We start from the raw sequence: 19,505 nt of genomic DNA, 5'->3' as shown, positions 1-19,505 counted from the left end.
GGCGCAAAAGTAAAACCTGTCACGATAAGTAAACCCAGGTAACGGTTTATGCCGCCATTTTGGACAAGAACTTACGGTAAGTTTTTGTAAAACTTGCATCGTGATGGAAGTCAGCCGTTAGTCTGGAGTGAATGACCTATAAGCGTACTGATTGGTAAGGAATGGAAATAATGCACCATGAGGCAACTAATCTGGTTGAGATCCGGGGCCTTAGCTTTCGGCGCGGAGAGCGAGAGATCTTTACGGACATCACGCTGAATGTTCCTAAAGGCAAGGTCACCGCGATCATGGGGCCTTCCGGTATCGGTAAAACTACGCTGTTGCGCCTGATTGGCGGGCAGCTACAGCCTGACAGTGGCGAAATCTGGTTTGATGGTGAGAACATCCCGGCACTGTCGCGCAGCGAACTGTACAACGCGCGTAAGAAAATGAGCATGTTGTTTCAGTCCGGGGCGTTATTCACCGATTTGAACGTGTTTGATAATGTCGCCTGGCCGCTGCGTGAACATACTACGCTGCCGGAATCGCTGCTGCGTAGCATCGTGATGATGAAGCTGGAGGCGGTGGGACTACGTGGTGCGTCAGAACTGATGCCTGCGGAACTGTCCGGTGGTATGGCGCGGCGCGCGGCGTTGGCGAGAGCCATTGCGCTTGACCCGCAGTTGATTATGTTTGATGAGCCTTTTGTCGGTCAGGACCCGATCACGTTGGGGACACTGGTGAAGCTCATTGATGAGTTGAACCATGCATTGGGCGTGACCTGCATTGTGGTTTCTCATGATGTACCAGAGGTGATGAGCATCGCCGATTATGCGTATATTGTGGCCGACAAGCGGGTGGTGGCAGAAGGGACGGCGGATGAACTGCGGGCGAATACTGACCCGCAGGTTCGTCAGTTCCTGGATGGTATCGCTGACGGGCCTGTGCCTTTCCGTTTTCCGGCGGGTGACTATAAAACGTCGCTGCTAGGTTCAGGGGGTTAACGCAGTCATGTTATTACGGACGTTGGCGTCGCTTGGGCGTCAGGGCATCTCTGCCAGTGCCGCGTTTGGGCGCGCCGGACTGATGCTGTTCAATGCGCTGGTGGGGAAACCCGAATTCAGAAAACAGTGGCCGCTGTTGGTGAAACAGCTTTACAGCGTTGGTGTGCAGTCGCTGCTTATCATCGTGGTTTCCGGCCTGTTCATCGGCATGGTGCTGGGGTTGCAGGGTTTTATCATCCTGACGACTTACAGCGCCGAGGCCAGTTTGGGCATGATGGTGGCGCTGTCGCTGCTACGTGAGCTTGGTCCGGTAGTGACGGCGCTGTTGTTCGCCGGGCGTGCAGGTTCCGCACTGACGGCGGAAATCGGACTGATGAAGGCAACGGAACAGCTCTCCAGCATGGAAATGATGGCGGTTGACCCGCTACGTCGCGTAGTCGCACCGCGCTTCTGGGCGGGGCTAATCAGCATGCCGCTGCTGGCAATCATTTTTGTCGCCGTGGGGATCTGGGGAGGTGGGTTAGTCGGTGTTGACTGGAAAGGCATCGATAGCGGGTTCTTCTGGTCCGCGATGCAGGGCGCAGTTGACTGGAGTCACGATGTCTTGAACTGCGTGATTAAAAGTGTCGTATTTGCGATTACCGTGACATGGATTGCACTGTTTAACGGCTATGACGCGATCCCGACGTCTGAAGGGATTAGCCGTGCAACGACCCGAACCGTCGTGCACTCGTCGTTAGCGGTATTGGGATTGGATTTTGTGCTGACAGCACTGATGTTTGGGAACTGAGTCGATGCAAACAAAGAAAACTGAAGTCTGGGTTGGTGTGTTTATGTTGATCGCGCTGGCTGCCATCCTCTTTTTATGCCTGAAAGTGGCCGATCTCAAGTCGATAGGGAGTGAGTCGACGTACCGTCTGTACGCGACGTTTGACAACATTGGCGGACTGAAAGCGCGTTCCCCGATCAGAATTGGCGGCGTGGTCATTGGTCGCGTGGCGGATATTTCGCTGGACGAGAAAACGTACCTGCCGCGCGTGGCGATGGATATTCAGCAGCGCTACGATCATATTCCAGATACCAGTTCTCTGGCCATTCGTACGTCTGGTTTGCTGGGCGAACAGTATCTGGCGCTGAACATTGGATTTGAAGATGAAGAAATGGGCACGACTATCCTGAAGGATGGCGGCGTGATTCAGGACACCAAGTCAGCAATGGTACTTGAAGATCTCATCGGTCAATTCCTATATAAGAGCGGCAGCAATAGCGAAGATAATGCCGCTCAATCGGGTACGGAGCCGGGTGCCGATCCTGCGTCAACCTCTGACCACAACAACGAACCTGTTCCTTCACATCCATAAGAGGATATCTGCATGTTTAAACGTTTACTGATGGTGGCTTTACTGGTGGTTGCGCCATTAGCCAACGCGGCGGACCAAACGAACCCTTATCGTTTGATGAATGAAGCGGCGGAAAAAACATTTGATCGTTTAAAGAACGAGCAACCAAAAATTAAACAAAATCCTGACTATCTGCGTACTGTTGTACGTGAAGAACTGCTGCCGTATGTTCAGGTGAGATACGCTGGTGCGTTGGTGCTGGGGCGTTACTACAAAGACGCGACACCGGCACAGCGTGATGCCTATTTCAAAGCGTTTGAAGCCTATCTGGAGCAGGCTTACGGCCAGGCTCTGGCGATGTATAACGGGCAGACTTACCAGACCGTCCCTGAACAGCCGTTGGGCAATGCCGATATCGTTTCTATTCGCGTCACCATCATTGATAACGGCGGTCGTCCTCCGGTGCGTCTGGATTTCCAATGGCGTAAGAACAGCAAAACCGGTAACTGGCAGGCGTACGACATGATTGCCGAAGGTGTCAGTATGATCACCACGAAGCAAAATGAGTGGGCAACCATATTGCGTCAGAAAGGCGTTGATGGTCTGACTCAGCAGTTGGAGTCTTCGGCGAAGCAGACGATCACGTTGGATCAGAAAAAGTAATTTGGGTGTGAACATGGCGAACGCATTGAACTGGCAGGCGCAGGACTCCACGCTGGCGTTAACGGGCGATCTGGATCGTGAAACGCTGTTACCGTTCTGGCAACAGCGTGAAGTGTGGCTCACGGGTAAAACCGCGCTGGATGTCTCGGGGTTAAACCGCGTTGATTCTGCCGGGTTGGCCTTGCTGATGCACGTTTATCAGCAGCCGCCTTCAGGCGGTAAGATAACGATTGTCGGCGCTAGCGATCGGCTAAAAACGCTCATTGCGCTTTATAACCTGAATGAAATCATCCCTGTGTCTTAACCTGTCGCGCTGATGCCTGATTTCCCCTTCAGGTATCGGCGCATTCTTTGTTTAAGATAGCGCCATATTCATCTAAGATACTTCCCTTAAATCATCTCCCCCTGACATAGAAAACGAGAGCGATGGAAAATAACGAAATTAAAGACGTGCTGATGAACGCATTAGCACTGGAAGAAGCCCATGTTTCTGGTGATGGCAGCCATTTTCAGGTCATCGCGGTGGGTGGACTTTTTGCTGGAATGAGCCGAGTCAAAAAACAGCAGGCCGTTTATGCGCCGCTGATGGAGTACATCGCGGATAACCGTATTCACGCACTGTCAATCAAGGCCTATACGCCAGAAGAGTGGCAACGCGACCGTAAACTGAACGGCTTCTAAATACGCTCCATGTGTGAGCGGAGAGTCATCGCCAGTATCAGCGTGATGAAATAGTGAATTAAGACATCGAGATACAAAGACTATGGATAAATTTCGTGTTCAGGGCCCAACCCGTTTAGTGGGGGAAGTGACCATTTCCGGCGCCAAGAATGCTGCGTTACCTATTCTGTTCGCTGCGTTGCTCGCAGAAGAACCGGTAGAGATTCAAAACGTACCGAAGCTGCGCGATATTGACACCACGATGAAGCTGTTGAGTCAACTCGGTGCGCGTGTTGAGCGCAACGGCTCCGTCCATGTGGATGCCAGCGAAGTAAACGTATTCTGTGCGCCGTATGATCTGGTAAAAACTATGCGCGCATCCATCTGGGCCCTGGGGCCGCTGGTGGCGCGTTTTGGGCAAGGTCAGGTGTCACTGCCCGGCGGCTGTGCGATTGGTGCCCGCCCGGTCGATTTGCATATTTACGGCCTTGAGCAGCTCGGTGCGCAAATCGTGCTGGAAGAAGGCTATGTCAAAGCGACGGTTGATGGTCGCCTGAAAGGCGCCCACATCGTGATGGACAAAGTGAGCGTCGGTGCCACGGTCACCATCATGAGCGCTGCAACGTTGGCTGAAGGGACCACGATTATTGAGAACGCCGCGCGTGAGCCGGAGATTGTCGATACGGCAAACTTCCTGAACACACTGGGGGCGAAAATCAGCGGTGCAGGTAGCGATAAAATCACTATTGAAGGCGTCGTGCGTCTAGGCGGCGGTGTGTACCGCGTGGTGCCTGACCGCATTGAAACTGGGACATTCCTGGTGGCGGCTGCGGTATCTCGTGGTCAGATTATCTGCCGCAATACTCGTCCTGATACGCTGGATGCGGTATTGGCGAAGCTACGCGAAGCGGGCGCAGATATCGAAGTCGGAGAAGACTGGATCAGCCTGGATATGCACGGTAAGCGTCCGAAAGCCGTTACCGTTCGCACGTCGCCGCATCCGGGGTTCCCGACCGATATGCAGGCGCAGTTCAGCCTGCTGAATCTGGTTGCGGAAGGAACGGGCGTGATTACCGAAACCATTTTCGAAAACCGCTTCATGCATGTGCCTGAACTTATCCGTATGGGCGCGCAGGCGGAAATTGAGAGCAATACGGTGATTTGCCACGGCGTTGATAAGCTATCTGGTGCGCAGGTGATGGCGACCGACTTACGAGCATCGGCCAGTCTGGTATTAGCGGGTTGTATCGCGGAAGGTGTGACGATAGTCGATCGTATTTATCATATCGATCGTGGCTATGACCGTATCGAAGACAAGCTGCGTGGATTAGGTGCGAACATCGAGCGGGTGAAAGAGCACGAGTAACCGCTTCCGCTATTTGTCTTCATTATGATGTTTTTCAGCCGGGTGGGATCCCACCCGGCTTCTTGTTTACCCGCTGATATCGTCTCGTCTATCAACTCGCTCTGGATACCGCTATTGGTTAGGAAATTCCTGAATCGTCATTTGTAGTGTGATTTGCTTATTATCGCGCTCAATGGTGACTGGAATGACGGTGCCGGGGCGTATTTCTGAAATCTGCTCCATGGTTTCAATAATCGATCGCGCGGGCTTATTGTTTACGCTCACGATGACGTCTTCAATGTGGATACCTGCTTTATCCGCTGGTCCACCAGGGTCGATGGTCTGAACGAGAATACCGGTTAATCGCCCCTGCGCATCACGGCTGTTGGTCAACGTACTGTTCTCAAAGTTTTCGAGCTGTACACCGTTGACGCCAATATAGCCACGCACCACTCGACCATCGCGGATGAGCTTGCCCATCACCTTGGTTGCCAGCGCGACGGGAATTGCGAAGCTAATGCCTTCCGGCGTTTCGCCGTTGCTGCTTTTATCAAAAGAGAGGGTATTGATACCGACCAGTTCACCAAGTGTATTGACGAGTGCGCCACCGGAATTTCCGTGGTTAATGGAGGCGTCGGTTTGCAGCAAGTTTTGGCGTCCGACCTGGCCTCTTTGCTGACCATAAGCGCTGAGGCTGACGCGACCCGTCGCGCTGATGACACCCTGCGTGACGGTTTGCCCCAGATTATAAGGGTTGCCGATAGCCATCACGACATCGCCGACGTGCGGTATGCGGTCGGAATTGATCGGAATAACGGGAAGGTTGACGCCATCAATTTGCAGCACAGACAGATCGGTCAAAGAATCGGAACCGATCACGCGAGCTTCGTACAGCCTGCCATCTGACAGTTCTATCTGGATCTGCTGCACGTTATTAATCACATGCTTGTTGGTTAAAATGTACCCTTTTTCATTCATGATGACGCCAGATCCCAGAGGATGAATAGTAACCTCACTGGGTTTTTCTTGATTGGCAACCCGGTTGTAAATGTTAACCACAGCAGGTGCCGCACGGCTCACTCCCTGATGGTAGCTTACGGGCGAACCATCAGTCTGTCTGTCACTGCTTTTCAGGAACGACGTGCCAGATTCGATAAAGGGGAGTACGGCCAGAATAATACCGGCGACGAGGGCACCAAAGAGTGCTGAACGTAATAACTTAGCAAGCATGGCCGTGATTTACTGTGGAAAAGGGAGGTAGGGGGAGGATATCACGAGAAGTTCGGACACCGCATGATTCGGTGTCCGATTTTTTATGGCGTGCCGTCCCTGGCCGCCACTCTTACGGGCTGTTACTGATACAACGTTAAAAACTTCTCCCATAAATTTTTTAACATCAACGATGTTTTGGCTGGTTAAACTGCCAAAAAAAACGACAGGTGATTAACGTAACAACAGATAAATCGTTTCTTCGCCCCGGACGATATTCAAAGCCAGAACGGAAGGTTTCGCTTCCAGCAGCTTGCGCAACTGCGTGATGTTTTCAATACGCTCGCGGTTCACGCCGATGATGATATCGCCTTTTTGCAAACCAACCTGCGCCGCAGGCGTGTCTTTGGCGACATTATCAATCTGCACGCCTTTGCTGCCATCTTTCAATTGGCCATTAATCAGAGAAGCCCCCTGCAATGACGGCGAAAGCGTTTCAGCGCTGGTTGATGCCGATGAGCTGTTATCCAACACGACGGATACCTCCTGTGGTTTGCCGTCACGCAGCAGGCCGATTTTCACGGTTTTGCCCGGCGCGGTGGTACCGACTTTCGCCCGCAGTTCCGCAAAGCTGCTGATCGGTTTACCATCCAGCGTCGTCAATACGTCACCCGCCTTGATACCCGCTTTCGCGGCGGCAGATTTCGGTAAGACTTCGCTGACGAAGGCGCCACGCTGTGCATCGACTTTGAAGGCTTTCGCCATCTCAGACGTCATCTCACTGCCTTTAATACCTAGCAGCCCGCGTTTGACTTCGCCAAATTCAACTAACTGCTGTGCCAGATTCTGCGCCATGTTGCTGGGGATAGCGAAACCGATGCCGATGTTCCCACCGCCTGGTGCCAGGATCGCGGTGTTGATACCGATCAGCTCACCGTTGAGGTTAACCAACGCGCCGCCGGAGTTGCCGCGGTTGATGGATGCATCGGTCTGGATGAAGTTTTCCAACCCTTCCAGATTCAGCCCGCTGCGTCCCAGTGCGGAGATGATGCCAGAGGTTGCTGTTTGACCAAGGCCGAACGGGTTACCCACGGCAACGGCGAAATCACCGACGCGGAGTTGATCGGAATCAGCCATTTTCACTGCGACCAGATTCTTGGCGTTATTCAGTTGTAGCAGGGCGATATCGGTTTGCTCGTCGCGACCAATCAGTTTCGCTTCATACTCACGTCCGTCATTAAGCTGGACACGGATTTTGTCGGCGTTATTGATCACATGGTTGTTAGTGAGCACATAACCTTTTGCAGCATCAATAATGACGCCGGAACCCAGCCCTTCAAACGGACGTGAGCTTTGTTTGTCCGTTGGGAAATTTGGACCAAAGAAGAATTTGAACTCTTCCGGTACGCGTTGACGCTGTACCTGTGTACCTTCAACATGCACGCTGACGACGGCTGGCAACACTTTTTCCAGCATCGGGGCCAGGCTTGGCGTCTGTTGCCCTTGTACCACGGCAGGGAGCGCAGCATTCGCTGCGGGAAGCGTGGACAGGGTCAAACCTATACTTATTGCCAGTGCACTAAATAATAATGATGTTTTTTTCATTGTTATTAACTCTCTCACGGCCTGCGGATGAATAAAACGATGATATATAAACTTAAAGATACGGTGAAGAGTCAGACTGGCGATCAATGTGTAAAGTTCACTGCTGTTTCGTCAGCAGATTGTAACTATCGCTTTTATACAATGTGTTAGTGGGAATACTGTGTTATCGAAAATACTGTGTCATCGGGCGATAGCAGCCTGTGGTGCGTGTCTTAAACGTACAAGCGCTTTAAGCGTAGAACAAGAGAGAGGAAAACGTGAGGCCCGGAAGCCTCACACTTAAGGGGGGAAGGAATTATTTTCGAATCGGGCGTTCGCCCCGCAGCAGGCCTGATGCACCATCGGAGTAATCGCGCGGCGGCATGTTCACCGGAGCCTGATCGTTATCCGCTTCTGATTCGGTCAGACGATATTTAAACGGATTATCCTGGCCGGGAACGTGGGGCAACAGACTACTGGAGCTTTTCGCCATGTGCTGATAAAGCTGACGATAGTCATCCGCCATGTTATCCAATAGCTCCGCACTGCGGGCGAAGTGACCAACCAGTTCCTGACGATAATCTTCCAGTTCTGTTTTGCTTTTCTCCAACTCATTCTGCAATACCTGCTGTTGCCGCAGCTTACGGTTACCAAAGCGCATGGCGACAGCACCAATAATAATACCGACAACTAAACCTATCAGCGCATACTCCCAAGTCATAATCGCTCCTATTTTGACGTCGTTGTCCCGTAGGGTTTTTCACTTAATAATAGTCACTATAACCGTTAACCTTGCCTGAGTGGAATCCTGATGCTCGATGACGGAAGGGAATGTTGACCCACCGCAGACATCAAGGTTGTCAACTGCGACGATTACGGCTTAAATCGATGGCAACACACAGCAAAACACGGTTAACTTTTTTCTCAGGGATTGCGATGGCTACTCCACAGACAACACGGCAGCAAACAACACCCTTGGCACTTTATCAGCAGGCGCTTTCCGCTGGTGAGTATCAACCGGATGAGGTTCAACGGCAAACGGTTGTACGTCTGGAAGCGATACATCAGGCGTTATGCGCACGTGCTGCTGATGACAACACGGGGGCATCCGGCAGCGTGAAGAAATGGCGTAGCTGGCTGGGACTGAGTGAGAAACGTGCATCTGCCCCCGTGCAAGGGTTGTATATGTGGGGCGGCGTTGGGCGCGGTAAAACCTGGCTGATGGATATGTTTTTCCACAGCCTGCCTGCTGAGCGCAAGATGCGTCTGCATTTTCATCGTTTTATGCTGCGAGTGCATGAAGAACTGAACCAGTTTCAGGGGCAGGAAAATCCGCTGGAAAAAGTGGCAGATGGCTTTAAAGCCGAAACCGATGTGCTGTGTTTCGATGAGTTTTTCGTCTCTGATATTACCGACGCAATGCTGCTGGCCGAACTACTACGTGCACTGTTTGCCCGCGGCATTGCGCTGGTGGCGACATCAAATATTCCGCCGGACGATCTCTACCGCAATGGATTACAACGCACCCGTTTTCTTCCTGCGATTGAGCTGATTAAACAGCATTGTGAAGTGCGTAATGTCGATGCGGGTATCGATTATCGTCTACGCACGCTGACGCAGGCACACCTTTATCTGTCTCCGCTGAATGAAGAAACCGATGCCACGATGCAGCAGATGTTTACCCGCCTGACCGGGAAACCCTGGCAGATGCCGGGACCGGTGCTGGAAATCAATCATCGCCCGTTGGCGACACTTGGCGTGAGTGACGGCGTGCTGGCGGTCGATTTCCACACGCTGTGTACCGAAGCGCGTAGCCAAAATGATTACATCGCGCTTTCGCGCCTCTACCATACGATGCTACTGCACAATGTGACGGTGATGGAAACGAAGGAAGAAAACACCGCTCGCCGTTTTCTGGCGCTGGTGGACGAGTGCTATGAGCGCCGCATAAAATTGATCATTTCTGCGCAGGCATCCATGTTTGAGATTTATCAGGGAGAACACCTGAAATTTGAATACCAGCGCTGCCTGTCCCGTTTGCAGGAAATGCAAAGCGAAGAGTACCTGCGACAGCCCCATTTGGCGTAACGCAGGCTGCGGTTTTTTAGTCATTTGCGTGTGAAAAAAGGTCGATCTTTGAGAATGACTTCTCTATAATCTTGCGACCCCACGTTACAACAAAGTTTTTTTCCCAAAAACTTTATAGTGCCGGCAATGGCTATTCGAAGGGGTAGGTTTGCTGGACTTGATGGTCGTGTGAGCCTCAACTGTTTTCGAGCGTTTGGGTGTTCACCAACGTGTAACTAATTATTGGGTAAGCTTTTAATGAAAACTTTTACAGCTAAACCAGAGACCGTAAAACGCGACTGGTACGTTGTTGATGCGAACGGTAAAACTTTAGGCCGTCTCGCTACTGAACTGGCTCGTCGTCTGCGCGGCAAGCATAAAGCGGAATACACCCCGCACGTTGATACAGGTGATTACATCATCGTTCTGAACGCTGACAAAGTTGCTGTAACTGGCAACAAGCGTAACGACAAGATTTATTATCACCACACCGGCCACATCGGTGGTATCAAACAAGCGACCTTTGAAGAGATGATTGCCCGCCGTCCTGAGCGTGTGATTGAAATCGCGGTTAAAGGCATGCTGCCGAAGGGCCCGTTGGGTCGTGCTATGTTCCGTAAACTGAAAGTTTACGCGGGCACCGAGCACAATCACGCGGCACAGCAACCGCAAGTTCTGGACATTTAATCGGGATTATAGGCAATGGCTGAAAATCAATACTACGGCACTGGTCGCCGCAAAAGCTCCGCCGCTCGCGTGTTCATCAAACCGGGCAACGGTAACATCATTATCAACCAGCGTAGTCTGGAACAGTACTTCGGTCGCGAAACTGCCCGCATGGTAGTTCGTCAGCCGCTGGAACTGGTCGACATGGTTGAGAAACTGGATCTGTACATCACCGTTAAAGGTGGTGGTATCTCTGGTCAGGCTGGTGCGATCCGTCACGGTATCACCCGCGCTCTGATGGAGTATGATGAGTCTCTGCGTAGCGAACTGCGTAAAGCTGGCTTCGTTACTCGTGATGCTCGTCAGGTTGAACGTAAGAAAGTCGGCCTGCGTAAAGCACGTCGTCGTCCTCAGTTCTCCAAGCGTTAATTTCTTGCTGCTTTGCAGCGAAATCAATGCGAAAAACCCGGTGCTGGTCACCGGGTTTTTTATGCCTGAAAATAAATTTCCTCGAAATATACGCTTTACTTTCCGTATGTTAGCGATGAAGTTGCGCTTATATCCCCACAAAACGAACAAAATCTGATAAGCTATTCGCCGATTTTATGCCTGTGTGCCAGCTATCACGTAGCGGTTTAAAACGCTGGATTTTGTCCGGTGACGTTTACACACATTGGCGAGCAGAATTTCGAATAGCGGTTTGCAGGTTATTGACTGCACGGTTATTCGCCATATTTTCTCGATAAACTTGGAGGTTTTCATGGCTGTCGCTGCCAACAAACGTTCGGTAATGACGCTGTTTTCTGGTCCATCCGACATTTTTAGCCATCAGGTGCGCATCGTATTGGCGGAAAAAGGTGTGAGTGTCGAGATTGAGCAGGTAGACATGGATAATCTGCCTCAGGATCTTATTGACCTCAATCCTTACGGTTCCGTGCCAACGCTGGTCGATCGCGAACTGACGCTCTATGAATCACGTATTATCATGGAGTATCTGGATGAACGTTTTCCTCATCCTCCGCTAATGCCTGTCTATCCGGTTGCGCGTGGTAACAGCCGCCTGATGATGCATCGCATTGAGAGCGACTGGTATTCTTTACTGAAGAAAATTACTCATGGCAGCGCGCAAGAAGCGGACGCGGCGCGTAAGCAACTGCGTGAAGAGCTGCTGGCTATTGCTCCGGTGTTCAACGAAGCGCCTTATTTCATGAGTGAAGAGTTCAGTCTGGTAGATTGCTATCTGGCTCCGCTGCTGTGGCGTTTGCCACAGTTAGGCATTGAACTGAGTGGTTCGGGCGCGAAAGAGCTGAAAGGCTACATGACACGCGTCTTTGAGCGTGATGCGTTCCTGGCTTCCCTGACGGAAGTGGAACGTGAAATGCGTTTGCAAACCCGAGGTTAAACTGTATGGCGTTGTCTCAACTGTCTCCGCGTCGTCCGTATTTATTACGGGCTTTTTATGATTGGTTGCTGGATAACCAATTAACGCCTCACTTGGTGGTAGATGTCACTCTGCCGGGTGTTATGGTGCCGATGGAGTTCGCCCGTGACGGCCAGATCGTGCTGAATATCGCACCTCGCGCTGTTGGTGGCCTTGAGTTAGCTGATGACAGCGTTCGTTTCAATGCCCGTTTTGGTGGCGTACCGCGCCAGGTCTACGTGCCGATGGCGGCCGTCATGGCGATTTATGCACGTGAGAACGGGGCTGGAACGATGTTTGAGCCGGAACCTGCTTACGAAGAATCCGCAGGTGAATTTGAAGATTTCCAGGAAGGCGCCCCCTCTTCAGGGACAGTGATGTCGATTGTCGAGAGTCCGCCTGATTCTGAAGCCCCTGACGATGGTTCCGGTTCTGATGATGAACCGCCACAGCCGCCTAAAGGTGGCAGACCGTCGCTGCGGGTTGTTAAATAATGCATTTTTAAGGGCACCACTGTGGTGCCCTTTTCTATTCTTGTTATTCACTAAATAAATTTGTTCGCTAAATATTTGTCAGCGAAATACGCCGTTAACTGAACACCATTCCGCCATCAATCAATAGCGATTGCCCCGTCATATAGTCGGAATCGTGGCTGGCCAGATAGGATACACAAGCAGCGACATCTTCTGGTTCAGACAGGCGACCCAGCGTGATACGTTTGGCGAATTCTTCTGTCGCATAGCCACGCGGTTTCCCTGCGGATTCGGAGATCTTCCGATCGATTTCATCCCACATTGGCGTTTTTACGATACCCGGGCAGTAACCGTTGACGGTGATGCCCAGCGGCGCTAAATCGCGTGCGGCAGTTTGTGTCAGGCCGCGAACCGCAAATTTACTTGAACTGTAGACGGCGAGTTCAGGGTTACCCACATGTCCGGCTTGCGAACAGGCATTGATGATTTTTCCGCCATGCCCCAGAGATTTAAAGGCATCGAGTGCTGCCTGAATGCCCCAGATAACGCCTTTGACGTTGATGTTATAAACGCGATCGATGACTTCCGGCGTGATGTCTTCAATCAGGGTTGAGGGGGCAACGCCGGCGTTATTGACGATGACGTTAAAGTCACCAAAGCGCTTTTTGGTTGCGGCAACGGCAGCGAAAACGGCCTCACGATCCGCGACGTCTGCCTGTAGTGCGATAGCCTGTCCGCCAGCTTTTTCGATTTCCTGCGCCACACTGCGCGCCGTTTCCTGATTGTAGTCCACGATGGCAACGGCAAAGCCGTCTTGCGCCAGTCTGAGAGCAATCGCGCGGCCAATACCTTGACCGGCTCCTGTTACAAGAGCTACTTCGACTGTCATAGTTCCTCCTTAATGAAATCCAATCTCAATAAAGACAAGTAAATGTCCTAGACAAGTGTACGCTTTTATCGTGATGCTGAAGGGGTTATTACGAAAAATTATTTAAAATTAGGTGCAAAGATGAAGGATTTATTAGCTTATCTGGTATGAAATTCTAAAGAGAGAGTGTGGGGGCTATCGGTTGCTAACAGGCGCTTCAGATAAAGCCGGAAAAGAAAAGGGCAGCCAGCGCTGCCCTTAAGAGAAGTGGTACGTTATCTACACTTCCAGATAGTTCATGATGCCGTCAGCGGCCTTACGGCCTTCTGCGATGGCGGTGACCACCAGATCGGAACCACGTACCGCATCGCCGCCCGCAAAAATTTTCGGGTTGCTGGTCTGGAAGGCGTTATCGCAATTTTCTGGTGCGACAATGCGACCCTGATCGTCCAGTTTGACGTCATGTTCTGCCAGCCACGCCATTTTGTGCGGACGGAAGCCGAACGCCATGATGATCGCATCAGCTTCTAGTACGTGCTCGGAACCCTCTACGATTTCAGGACGACGACGCCCGTTGGCATCCGGTGCACCCAGCGCGGTACGCGCCATTTTCACGCCGCACACTTTGCCAACGCCGTTGATCTCGACGCTTAACGGTTGCAGGTTGAATTTGAATTCGACGCCTTCTTCACGCGCGTTTTTCACTTCGCGTTTGGAACCCGGCATGTTCTCTTCATCACGACGATAGGCACAGGTAACGTGCGTTGATCCCTGACGAATTGACGTACGCACGCAGTCCATCGCTGTGTCACCACCGCCCAGCACGACAACGCGTTTACCTTGCATGCTGACGTAAGGCTCGTCTACTGCGGCTTCAAAGCCCATCAGTTGCTTGGTGTTGGCGATCAGAAACGGCAGAGCATCGTAGACACCCTGAGCGTCTTCATTGTCCAATCCGCCACGCATAGACTGATAGGTGCCGACGCCGAGGAAGACGGCATCGTATTCGTCCAGCAGTGCTTTCATCTGCACGTCTTTGCCGACTTCGGTGTTCAGGCGGAACTCGATGCCCATCTCGGTGAAAATCTCACGACGTTTCACCATCACCTCTTTTTCCAACTTGAAAGAGGGGATACCGAAGGTCAGCAGGCCACCGATCTCTGGATGACGATCGAAGACGACGGCCTGTACGCCATTGCGTGCCAGCACGTCGGCACAGGCCAGCCCTGCCGGACCCGCGCCAATGATAGCGACGCGTTTGCCAGTCTGTTTGACGTTGGCAACGCTTGGCTTCCAGCCCATCTCTATTGCTTTATCATTGATATAGCGCTCGATGTTGCCGATGGTGACCGCGCCGAACTCATCATTCAGCGTACAGGAACCTTCACACAGACGATCCTGCGGGCACACGCGACCGCAGACTTCCGGCAGGCTGTTAGTCTGGTGCGACAACTCAGCCGCTTCGATAATACGGCCTTCGTTTGCCAGCTTCAGCCAGTTCGGGATGTAGTTATGTACCGGACATTTCCATTCGCAGTAAGGGTTGCCGCACGCCAGGCAGCGGTCTGCCTGGGCTTTGGACTGGCTTTCTGAGAAAGGCTCGTAGATCTCAACAAATTCAATTTTACGAATCTTCAGCGGTTTCTTGGGCGGATCAACGCGCTGTAAGTCGATAAACTGGTAAACATTCTGACTCATGATGACCTCTTACTGCGCCTGAACCCGCAGCTCGGCTGCGGAACGACTACGGTGACCCAACAATGCCTTCACATCACTTGACTTCGGTTTCACCAGAGCAAACTTCGGTGCCCAGGTCGGCCAGTTAGCGAGAATCTCTTCTCCGCGATGTGAACCGGTATTCTGTACATGCTCGGTGATTAGGCCACGCAGATGCTCTTCATGAATAGCCAACTCTTCCACGTCCAGCACTTCTACCAGTTCTGGGTTAACGCGTTTACGGAATTCACCGTCTTCATCCAGCACGTAGGCGAACCCGCCGGTCATCCCTGCGCCGAAGTTCACGCCGGTACGACCTAGCACGCAGACGATGCCGCCCGTCATGTATTCACAGCCGTTATCGCCGATACCTTCTACCACGGTGATACAGCCGGAGTTACGAACGGCGAAACGTTCGCCTGCGCGACCTGCGGCAAACAGCTTACCGCCTGTGGCACCGTACAGGCAGGTGTTACCAATAATGCTGGCTTCGTGGCTGCGGAAGGCGGAACCTACCGGAGGACGCACGGAGATGCTACCTCCCGCCATGCCTTTGCCCACGTAGTCGTTGGCATCGCCGGTTAGTTTTAGTTCTACGCCGCCAGCGTTCCAGACGCCAAAGCTCTGCCCTGCGGTACCGGAGAAGTAGGCTTTGATCGGATCGCCAGCCAGTCCTTGGTCACCATGTTTCTCGGCAATGGCACCGGACAGCGTCGCGCCGACGGAGCGATCGGTGTTACGGATATCGAAGTAGAGCGCTTTGCCCTGTTTCGAATCGATGTGCGGCTGTGCCTGTACCAGCAGCTCTTTGTTCAGCAGGCCTTTATCGAACGACAGATTGCTTTCGGTGCAGTACAGCGCTTTACCCGGCTGAGGCTGTGCAGCATGCAGCAACGGAGACAGATCCAGTTTGTTCTGTTTGGCACTGAAACCGTCCAGCTCAACCAGCAGATCGGTACGGCCAATCAGATCCACCAGACGGCTGATGCCTAGCTCCGCCATCAGCACGCGGGTTTCGTGTGCAATGAACTGGAAGTAGTTGGTTACACGGTCAGGCAGGCCGTGGTAGTGATCGCGGCGCAGCTTCTCATCTTGCGTCGCAACACCGGTCGCACAGTTGTTCAGGTGGCAGATACGCAGGTATTTACAGCCCAGTGCCACCATTGGCCCGGTGCCGAAGCCGAAGCTTTCTGCACCCAGAATCGCCGCTTTGACAATATCCACACCAGTTTTCAGGCCGCCATCCACCTGAAGGCGAATTTTGTGGCGCAGACCGTTGGATACCAGAGCCTGCTGTGTTTCCACCAAACCCAGTTCCCACGGACAACCCGCGTATTTCACGGAGGAGAGCGGGCTAGCGCCGGTGCCACCATCGTAACCTGCGATGGTGATCAAATCGGCATAGGCCTTGGCAACACCGGTAGCGATCGTACCGACGCCCGGTTCGGATACCAGTTTTACCGAAATCATCGCTTTCGGGTTAACTTGCTTCAGATCGAAAATCAGCTGCGCCAAATCTTCGATCGAGTAAATATCGTGGTGCGGCGGTGGCGAAATCAGGGTCACGCCCGGCACGGAATAACGCAGGCGAGCAATATATGGCGTGACTTTATCACCCGGTAACTGACCCCCTTCGCCCGGTTTAGCGCCCTGTGCTACTTTAATCTGAATCACATCAGCGTTAACCAGATAGGCTGGTGTCACACCAAAGCGGCCAGAAGCGACCTGCTTGATACGGGATACTTTATTGGTGCCGTAACGCGCTGGATCTTCACCCCCTTCACCGGAGTTGGAGAAGCCACCCAGTCCGTTCATCGCTTCTGCCAGCGACTCATGGGCTTCAGGGCTAAGTGCACCGATAGACATGGCTGCGGTATCGAAACGTTTGAACATTTCAGATGCAGGTTCAACATCGTCGATCGCGATGGCTGCGCCTTCTTGCGGCTTCAGCGCCAGCAGGTCACGTAATGTGGCTGCCGGACGCTCGTTAACCAGTTTGGCGTATTGCTCGTAATCGCTGTATTCCCCGGTTTTCACCGCCGTTTGCAGCGTGGTGACGACATCCGGGTTGTAGGCATGGTATTCGCCGCCGTGAACAAATTTCAGCAGGCCACCTTGCTCCAGCGTTTTGCGCTTCAGCCAGGCGCGCTTGGACAGGTTCAGCAGATCCTGTTCGAAGTCGCTGTAGTTTGCCCCGCCGATGCGGCTGACAACGCCCAGGAAGCATTGCGTCGATACATCTTTGTGCAGGCCCACGGCTTCAAACAGTTTGGAACAGCGATAAGAGGCGATCGTCGAGATGCCCATTTTGGACATAATCTTGTACAGGCCTTTATTGATGCCGTTACGGTAGTTCAGCATCACGGCACGATAAGGTTTGTCGATGGTGTGGTTATCCACCATCCGCGCCAACGTTTCGTAGGCGAGGTAAGGGTAGATGGCCGTCGCACCGAAGCCTAACAGCACGGCAAAGTGGTGCGGATCGCGTGCGCTGGCGGTTTCGACAATGATGTTGGCATCACAACGAAGGCTCTTTTCCACCAGACGGCGCTGAACGGCACCGACGGCCATTGGCGCTGGGACAGGCAAGCGTGATTCGCTAATGCCGCGGTCGGACAGCACCAGCAGAACGGCGCCATCTCTGACTTTGCTTTCTGCTTCATCACACAGTTTTTCGATCGTCTGTTTCAGTGATTGCTGCGATGGATCAAATGTCAGATCCAGCGTGTCGGCACGATAGTGCAGTTCATCCTGCGACGTCAGCTGTGTGAAGTCGGAGTAAAGCAGGATCGGCGATTTAAAACTCAGACGGTGAGCCTGACCTTCCGCTTCACAGAAGACGTTCATTTCACGACCAATGCTGGTCGCCAGCGACATGACATGGGCTTCACGCAGCGGGTCGATCGGCGGGTTGGTTACCTGCGCGAACTGTTGACGGAAGTAGTCATAAATGATGCGTGGACGGCTGGACAGCACGGCGAATGGCGTATCATCGCCCATCGATCCCGTGGCTTCCTGACCATTTTCGCCCAGCACGCGGATGACCTGATCCAGTTCTTCGCTACTGTAGCCGTACTGTTTCTGGTAGGTCTCCAGCAGCTCATCGTTGAATTCACGGCTGCCGACCTGATCGTCTGGCAACTCTTCAAACGGCACGAGGCGCTTAACGTTTTTCTCCATCCACTCTTTGTAAGGATGGCGGCTTTTCAGATCGTCATCGGTTTCGGCAGAGTGCAGGATACGGCCGCTGCGGGTGTCGATCACCATCAGCTCGCCTGGACCAACGCGGCCTTTTTCAACCACTTCATCCGGTTGATAATCCCAGATACCGACCTCAGACGCGCAGGTGATCAGCTTGTCTTTAGTGATGACGTAACGCGCAGGGCGTAGGCCGTTACGATCCAGGTTACAGGCGGCATAGCGCCCATCGGACATGACGATACCGGCCGGGCCATCCCACGGCTCCATGTGCATGGAATTAAAGTCGAAGAAGGCGCGCAGTTCAGGATCCATATCCGGGTTGTTTTGCCAGGCTGGTGGAACCAGTAGGCGCATCGCGCGGATGATATCCATCCCGCCGCTTAGGAACAATTCCAGCATATTATCCAGCGAGCTGGAGTCGGAGCCGGTTTCATTAACGAACGGTGCGGCATCCTGCAAGTCTGGGATCAGCGGGGTTTTGAATTTGTAAGCGCGCGCGCGTGCCCATTGGCGGTTACCAGCAATGGTGTTGATCTCACCGTTGTGCGCCAGGTAGCGGAACGGCTGCGCCAGCGGCCAGCGGGGTACCGTGTTGGTCGAGAAACGCTGGTGGAACAGACAGATCGAGGATTCCAGACGCAGATCGGCCAGATCGAGGTAGAAGCGCGGCAGATCAGCCGGCATGCACAGACCTTTATAGATCGTGACCAGATTGGAGAAGCTACAAACGTAGAACTCGTTGTCTTCAATACGCTTTTCGATACGGCGCCGCGCCATGAACAGACGGCGTTCCATATCACGTTGACGCCAGCCTGCCGGGGCGTTAACGAAGATTTGTTCAATACGCGGCATGGACGACAGGGCGATTTCACCCAGTACATCTGGGTTGGTCGGTACTTCACGCCAGCCCAATACGGACAGCGTTTCGTTCTGCAACTCTTCTTCTACAATCCGACGGGTAGCGCGGGCCAGGTCTTCGTCCTGATTGAGAAACATCATGCCGACGGCGTAGTTTTTGGCTAAACGCCAGCCGTGCTCTTCCGCCACCAGACGAAAGAAGCGATCGGGCTTCTGAAGTAATAAACCGCAGCCGTCGCCAGTCTTGCCGTCAGCAAGGATTGCGCCACGGTGCTGCATGCGTGCGAGCGCGTGAATCGCGGTACGCACTACTTTGTGGCTCGGCTCACCTTCTATATGGGCGATTAATCCGAAACCACAGTTATCTCTCTCTTGGGATGCATCGTACAACATATTAGTGAACCTCCCCAGGCTCTGTGTGACTCTCACAACCTACTGCGAGAAAGCACCGT

Annotated in this window: 18 protein-coding genes; 12 read left to right on the top strand and 6 right to left on the bottom strand. The window is 52.9% G+C overall.

The window, feature by feature from the left end; all coding sequences use genetic code 11:
• Positions 1 to 170: 170 nt before the first annotated feature.
• The 7 genes from mlaF (at position 171) to murA (ending at position 5,012) form a co-directional block, all read left to right on the top strand.
• Entirely contained in the window at positions 171 to 983 is an 813-nt protein-coding gene (gene mlaF, locus ACKQAD_RS11345; protein ID WP_409160256.1) for a phospholipid ABC transporter ATP-binding protein MlaF, read from the top strand.
• Positions 984 to 990: 7 nt separating this feature from the next.
• The gene (mlaE, locus tag ACKQAD_RS11340; protein ID WP_409160255.1) at positions 991 to 1,773 is read left to right on the top strand and encodes a lipid asymmetry maintenance ABC transporter permease subunit MlaE; all 783 of its coding nucleotides are present in this window, start codon (positions 991 to 993) and stop codon (positions 1,771 to 1,773) included.
• A gap of 4 nt (positions 1,774 to 1,777) precedes the next feature.
• Positions 1,778 to 2,344 carry an outer membrane lipid asymmetry maintenance protein MlaD gene (gene mlaD / locus ACKQAD_RS11335; RefSeq protein ID WP_409160254.1) on the top strand — a complete coding sequence of 189 codons (567 nt, stop codon included), beginning with the start codon at positions 1,778 to 1,780 and terminating at the stop codon, positions 2,342 to 2,344.
• A 12-nt stretch (positions 2,345 to 2,356) separates the two neighbouring features.
• The gene (gene mlaC / locus ACKQAD_RS11330; RefSeq protein ID WP_409160253.1) at positions 2,357 to 2,986 is read left to right on the top strand and encodes a phospholipid-binding protein MlaC; all 630 of its coding nucleotides are present in this window, start codon (positions 2,357 to 2,359) and stop codon (positions 2,984 to 2,986) included.
• 13 nt (positions 2,987 to 2,999) lie between these two features.
• Positions 3,000 to 3,290 (top strand): lipid asymmetry maintenance protein MlaB, encoded by a 291-nt coding sequence (gene mlaB / locus ACKQAD_RS11325; protein ID WP_409160252.1) that lies wholly within the window; start codon positions 3,000 to 3,002, stop codon positions 3,288 to 3,290.
• 122 nt (positions 3,291 to 3,412) lie between these two features.
• Positions 3,413 to 3,667 carry a BolA family iron metabolism protein IbaG gene (gene ibaG, locus ACKQAD_RS11320; protein WP_039304057.1) on the top strand — a complete coding sequence of 85 codons (255 nt, stop codon included), beginning with the start codon at positions 3,413 to 3,415 and terminating at the stop codon, positions 3,665 to 3,667.
• An 82-nt stretch (positions 3,668 to 3,749) separates the two neighbouring features.
• On the top strand, positions 3,750 to 5,012 hold the full coding sequence (gene murA, locus ACKQAD_RS11315; protein WP_409160251.1) for a UDP-N-acetylglucosamine 1-carboxyvinyltransferase: 1,263 nt from the start codon (positions 3,750 to 3,752) through the stop codon (positions 5,010 to 5,012).
• Positions 5,013 to 5,123: 111 nt separating this feature from the next.
• Here murA and degS read toward each other — a convergent pair whose 3' ends face one another.
• From degS to zapG, 3 genes are all read right to left on the bottom strand, one after another.
• A complete protein-coding gene (gene degS / locus ACKQAD_RS11310; protein ID WP_409160250.1) occupies positions 5,124 to 6,221 on the bottom strand; it encodes an outer membrane-stress sensor serine endopeptidase DegS in 1,098 nt (365 codons plus the stop codon).
• A gap of 213 nt (positions 6,222 to 6,434) precedes the next feature.
• Positions 6,435 to 7,805 carry a serine endoprotease DegQ gene (gene degQ / locus ACKQAD_RS11305; RefSeq protein ID WP_409160249.1) on the bottom strand — a complete coding sequence of 457 codons (1,371 nt, stop codon included), beginning with the start codon at positions 7,803 to 7,805 and terminating at the stop codon, positions 6,435 to 6,437.
• 295 nt (positions 7,806 to 8,100) lie between these two features.
• Entirely contained in the window at positions 8,101 to 8,505 is a 405-nt protein-coding gene (gene zapG, locus ACKQAD_RS11300) for a Z-ring associated protein ZapG (RefSeq protein WP_198997945.1), read from the bottom strand.
• A 215-nt stretch (positions 8,506 to 8,720) separates the two neighbouring features.
• Between zapG and zapE the strand changes: the two genes are divergently transcribed.
• The 5 genes from zapE to sspB all read left to right on the top strand — a co-directional run bounded on the left by zapE (position 8,721) and on the right by sspB (position 12,431).
• Positions 8,721 to 9,872, top strand: a complete 1,152-nt coding sequence (gene zapE / locus ACKQAD_RS11295) for a cell division protein ZapE (protein WP_409160248.1) — start codon at positions 8,721 to 8,723, stop codon at positions 9,870 to 9,872.
• Between the two features lie 237 nt (positions 9,873 to 10,109).
• On the top strand, positions 10,110 to 10,538 hold the full coding sequence (gene rplM / locus ACKQAD_RS11290) for a 50S ribosomal protein L13 (protein ID WP_012773011.1): 429 nt from the start codon (positions 10,110 to 10,112) through the stop codon (positions 10,536 to 10,538).
• Between the two features lie 15 nt (positions 10,539 to 10,553).
• Complete coding sequence (rpsI, locus tag ACKQAD_RS11285) at positions 10,554 to 10,946, top strand: 30S ribosomal protein S9 (protein ID WP_409160247.1); 393 nt, start codon at positions 10,554 to 10,556, stop codon at positions 10,944 to 10,946.
• Between the two features lie 331 nt (positions 10,947 to 11,277).
• Entirely contained in the window at positions 11,278 to 11,919 is a 642-nt protein-coding gene (gene sspA, locus ACKQAD_RS11280; protein ID WP_005975503.1) for a stringent starvation protein SspA, read from the top strand.
• Between the two features lie 5 nt (positions 11,920 to 11,924).
• Positions 11,925 to 12,431 carry a ClpXP protease specificity-enhancing factor gene (gene sspB / locus ACKQAD_RS11275; RefSeq protein ID WP_409160246.1) on the top strand — a complete coding sequence of 169 codons (507 nt, stop codon included), beginning with the start codon at positions 11,925 to 11,927 and terminating at the stop codon, positions 12,429 to 12,431.
• 94 nt (positions 12,432 to 12,525) lie between these two features.
• On the opposite strand, the gene ACKQAD_RS11270 is transcribed toward sspB, so the two are convergent.
• The 3 genes from ACKQAD_RS11270 to gltB form a co-directional block, all read right to left on the bottom strand.
• Positions 12,526 to 13,299 (bottom strand): (S)-acetoin forming diacetyl reductase, encoded by a 774-nt coding sequence (locus ACKQAD_RS11270; RefSeq protein ID WP_409160245.1) that lies wholly within the window; start codon positions 13,297 to 13,299, stop codon positions 12,526 to 12,528.
• 258 nt (positions 13,300 to 13,557) lie between these two features.
• Complete coding sequence (locus ACKQAD_RS11265; RefSeq protein ID WP_409160244.1) at positions 13,558 to 14,976, bottom strand: glutamate synthase small subunit; 1,419 nt, start codon at positions 14,974 to 14,976, stop codon at positions 13,558 to 13,560.
• A 9-nt stretch (positions 14,977 to 14,985) separates the two neighbouring features.
• Positions 14,986 to 19,446 carry a glutamate synthase large subunit gene (gene gltB, locus ACKQAD_RS11260; protein ID WP_409160243.1) on the bottom strand — a complete coding sequence of 1,487 codons (4,461 nt, stop codon included), beginning with the start codon at positions 19,444 to 19,446 and terminating at the stop codon, positions 14,986 to 14,988.
• Between the last annotated feature and the right edge of the window lie 59 nt (positions 19,447 to 19,505).

This window comes from Pectobacterium artocarpous (assembly GCF_046159765.1).
Lineage (GTDB): Bacteria > Pseudomonadota > Gammaproteobacteria > Enterobacterales > Enterobacteriaceae > Pectobacterium.
The sequence above is the reverse complement of the archived record's forward strand: the minus strand, read 5'-3'. Positions and strand labels throughout refer to the sequence as shown.

Bases quoted from the DNA above. Each gene is read 5' to 3' on its own strand.
- mlaF (WP_409160256.1), top strand. From the start codon at position 171: ATGCACCATGAGGCAACTAATCTGGTTGAGATCCGGGGCCTTAGCTTT.
- mlaE (WP_409160255.1), top strand. From the start codon at position 991: ATGTTATTACGGACGTTGGCGTCGCTTGGGCGTCAGGGCATCTCTGCC.
- mlaD (WP_409160254.1), top strand. From the start codon at position 1,778: ATGCAAACAAAGAAAACTGAAGTCTGGGTTGGTGTGTTTATGTTGATC.
- mlaC (WP_409160253.1), top strand. From the start codon at position 2,357: ATGTTTAAACGTTTACTGATGGTGGCTTTACTGGTGGTTGCGCCATTA.
- mlaB (WP_409160252.1), top strand. From the start codon at position 3,000: ATGGCGAACGCATTGAACTGGCAGGCGCAGGACTCCACGCTGGCGTTA.
- ibaG (WP_039304057.1), top strand. From the start codon at position 3,413: ATGGAAAATAACGAAATTAAAGACGTGCTGATGAACGCATTAGCACTG.
- murA (WP_409160251.1), top strand. From the start codon at position 3,750: ATGGATAAATTTCGTGTTCAGGGCCCAACCCGTTTAGTGGGGGAAGTG.
- degS (WP_409160250.1), bottom strand. From the start codon at position 6,221: ATGCTTGCTAAGTTATTACGTTCAGCACTCTTTGGTGCCCTCGTCGCC.
- degQ (WP_409160249.1), bottom strand. From the start codon at position 7,805: ATGAAAAAAACATCATTATTATTTAGTGCACTGGCAATAAGTATAGGT.
- zapG (WP_198997945.1), bottom strand. From the start codon at position 8,505: ATGACTTGGGAGTATGCGCTGATAGGTTTAGTTGTCGGTATTATTATT.
- zapE (WP_409160248.1), top strand. From the start codon at position 8,721: ATGGCTACTCCACAGACAACACGGCAGCAAACAACACCCTTGGCACTT.
- rplM (WP_012773011.1), top strand. From the start codon at position 10,110: ATGAAAACTTTTACAGCTAAACCAGAGACCGTAAAACGCGACTGGTAC.
- rpsI (WP_409160247.1), top strand. From the start codon at position 10,554: ATGGCTGAAAATCAATACTACGGCACTGGTCGCCGCAAAAGCTCCGCC.
- sspA (WP_005975503.1), top strand. From the start codon at position 11,278: ATGGCTGTCGCTGCCAACAAACGTTCGGTAATGACGCTGTTTTCTGGT.
- sspB (WP_409160246.1), top strand. From the start codon at position 11,925: ATGGCGTTGTCTCAACTGTCTCCGCGTCGTCCGTATTTATTACGGGCT.
- ACKQAD_RS11270 (WP_409160245.1), bottom strand. From the start codon at position 13,299: ATGACAGTCGAAGTAGCTCTTGTAACAGGAGCCGGTCAAGGTATTGGC.
- ACKQAD_RS11265 (WP_409160244.1), bottom strand. From the start codon at position 14,976: ATGAGTCAGAATGTTTACCAGTTTATCGACTTACAGCGCGTTGATCCG.
- gltB (WP_409160243.1), bottom strand. From the start codon at position 19,446: ATGTTGTACGATGCATCCCAAGAGAGAGATAACTGTGGTTTCGGATTA.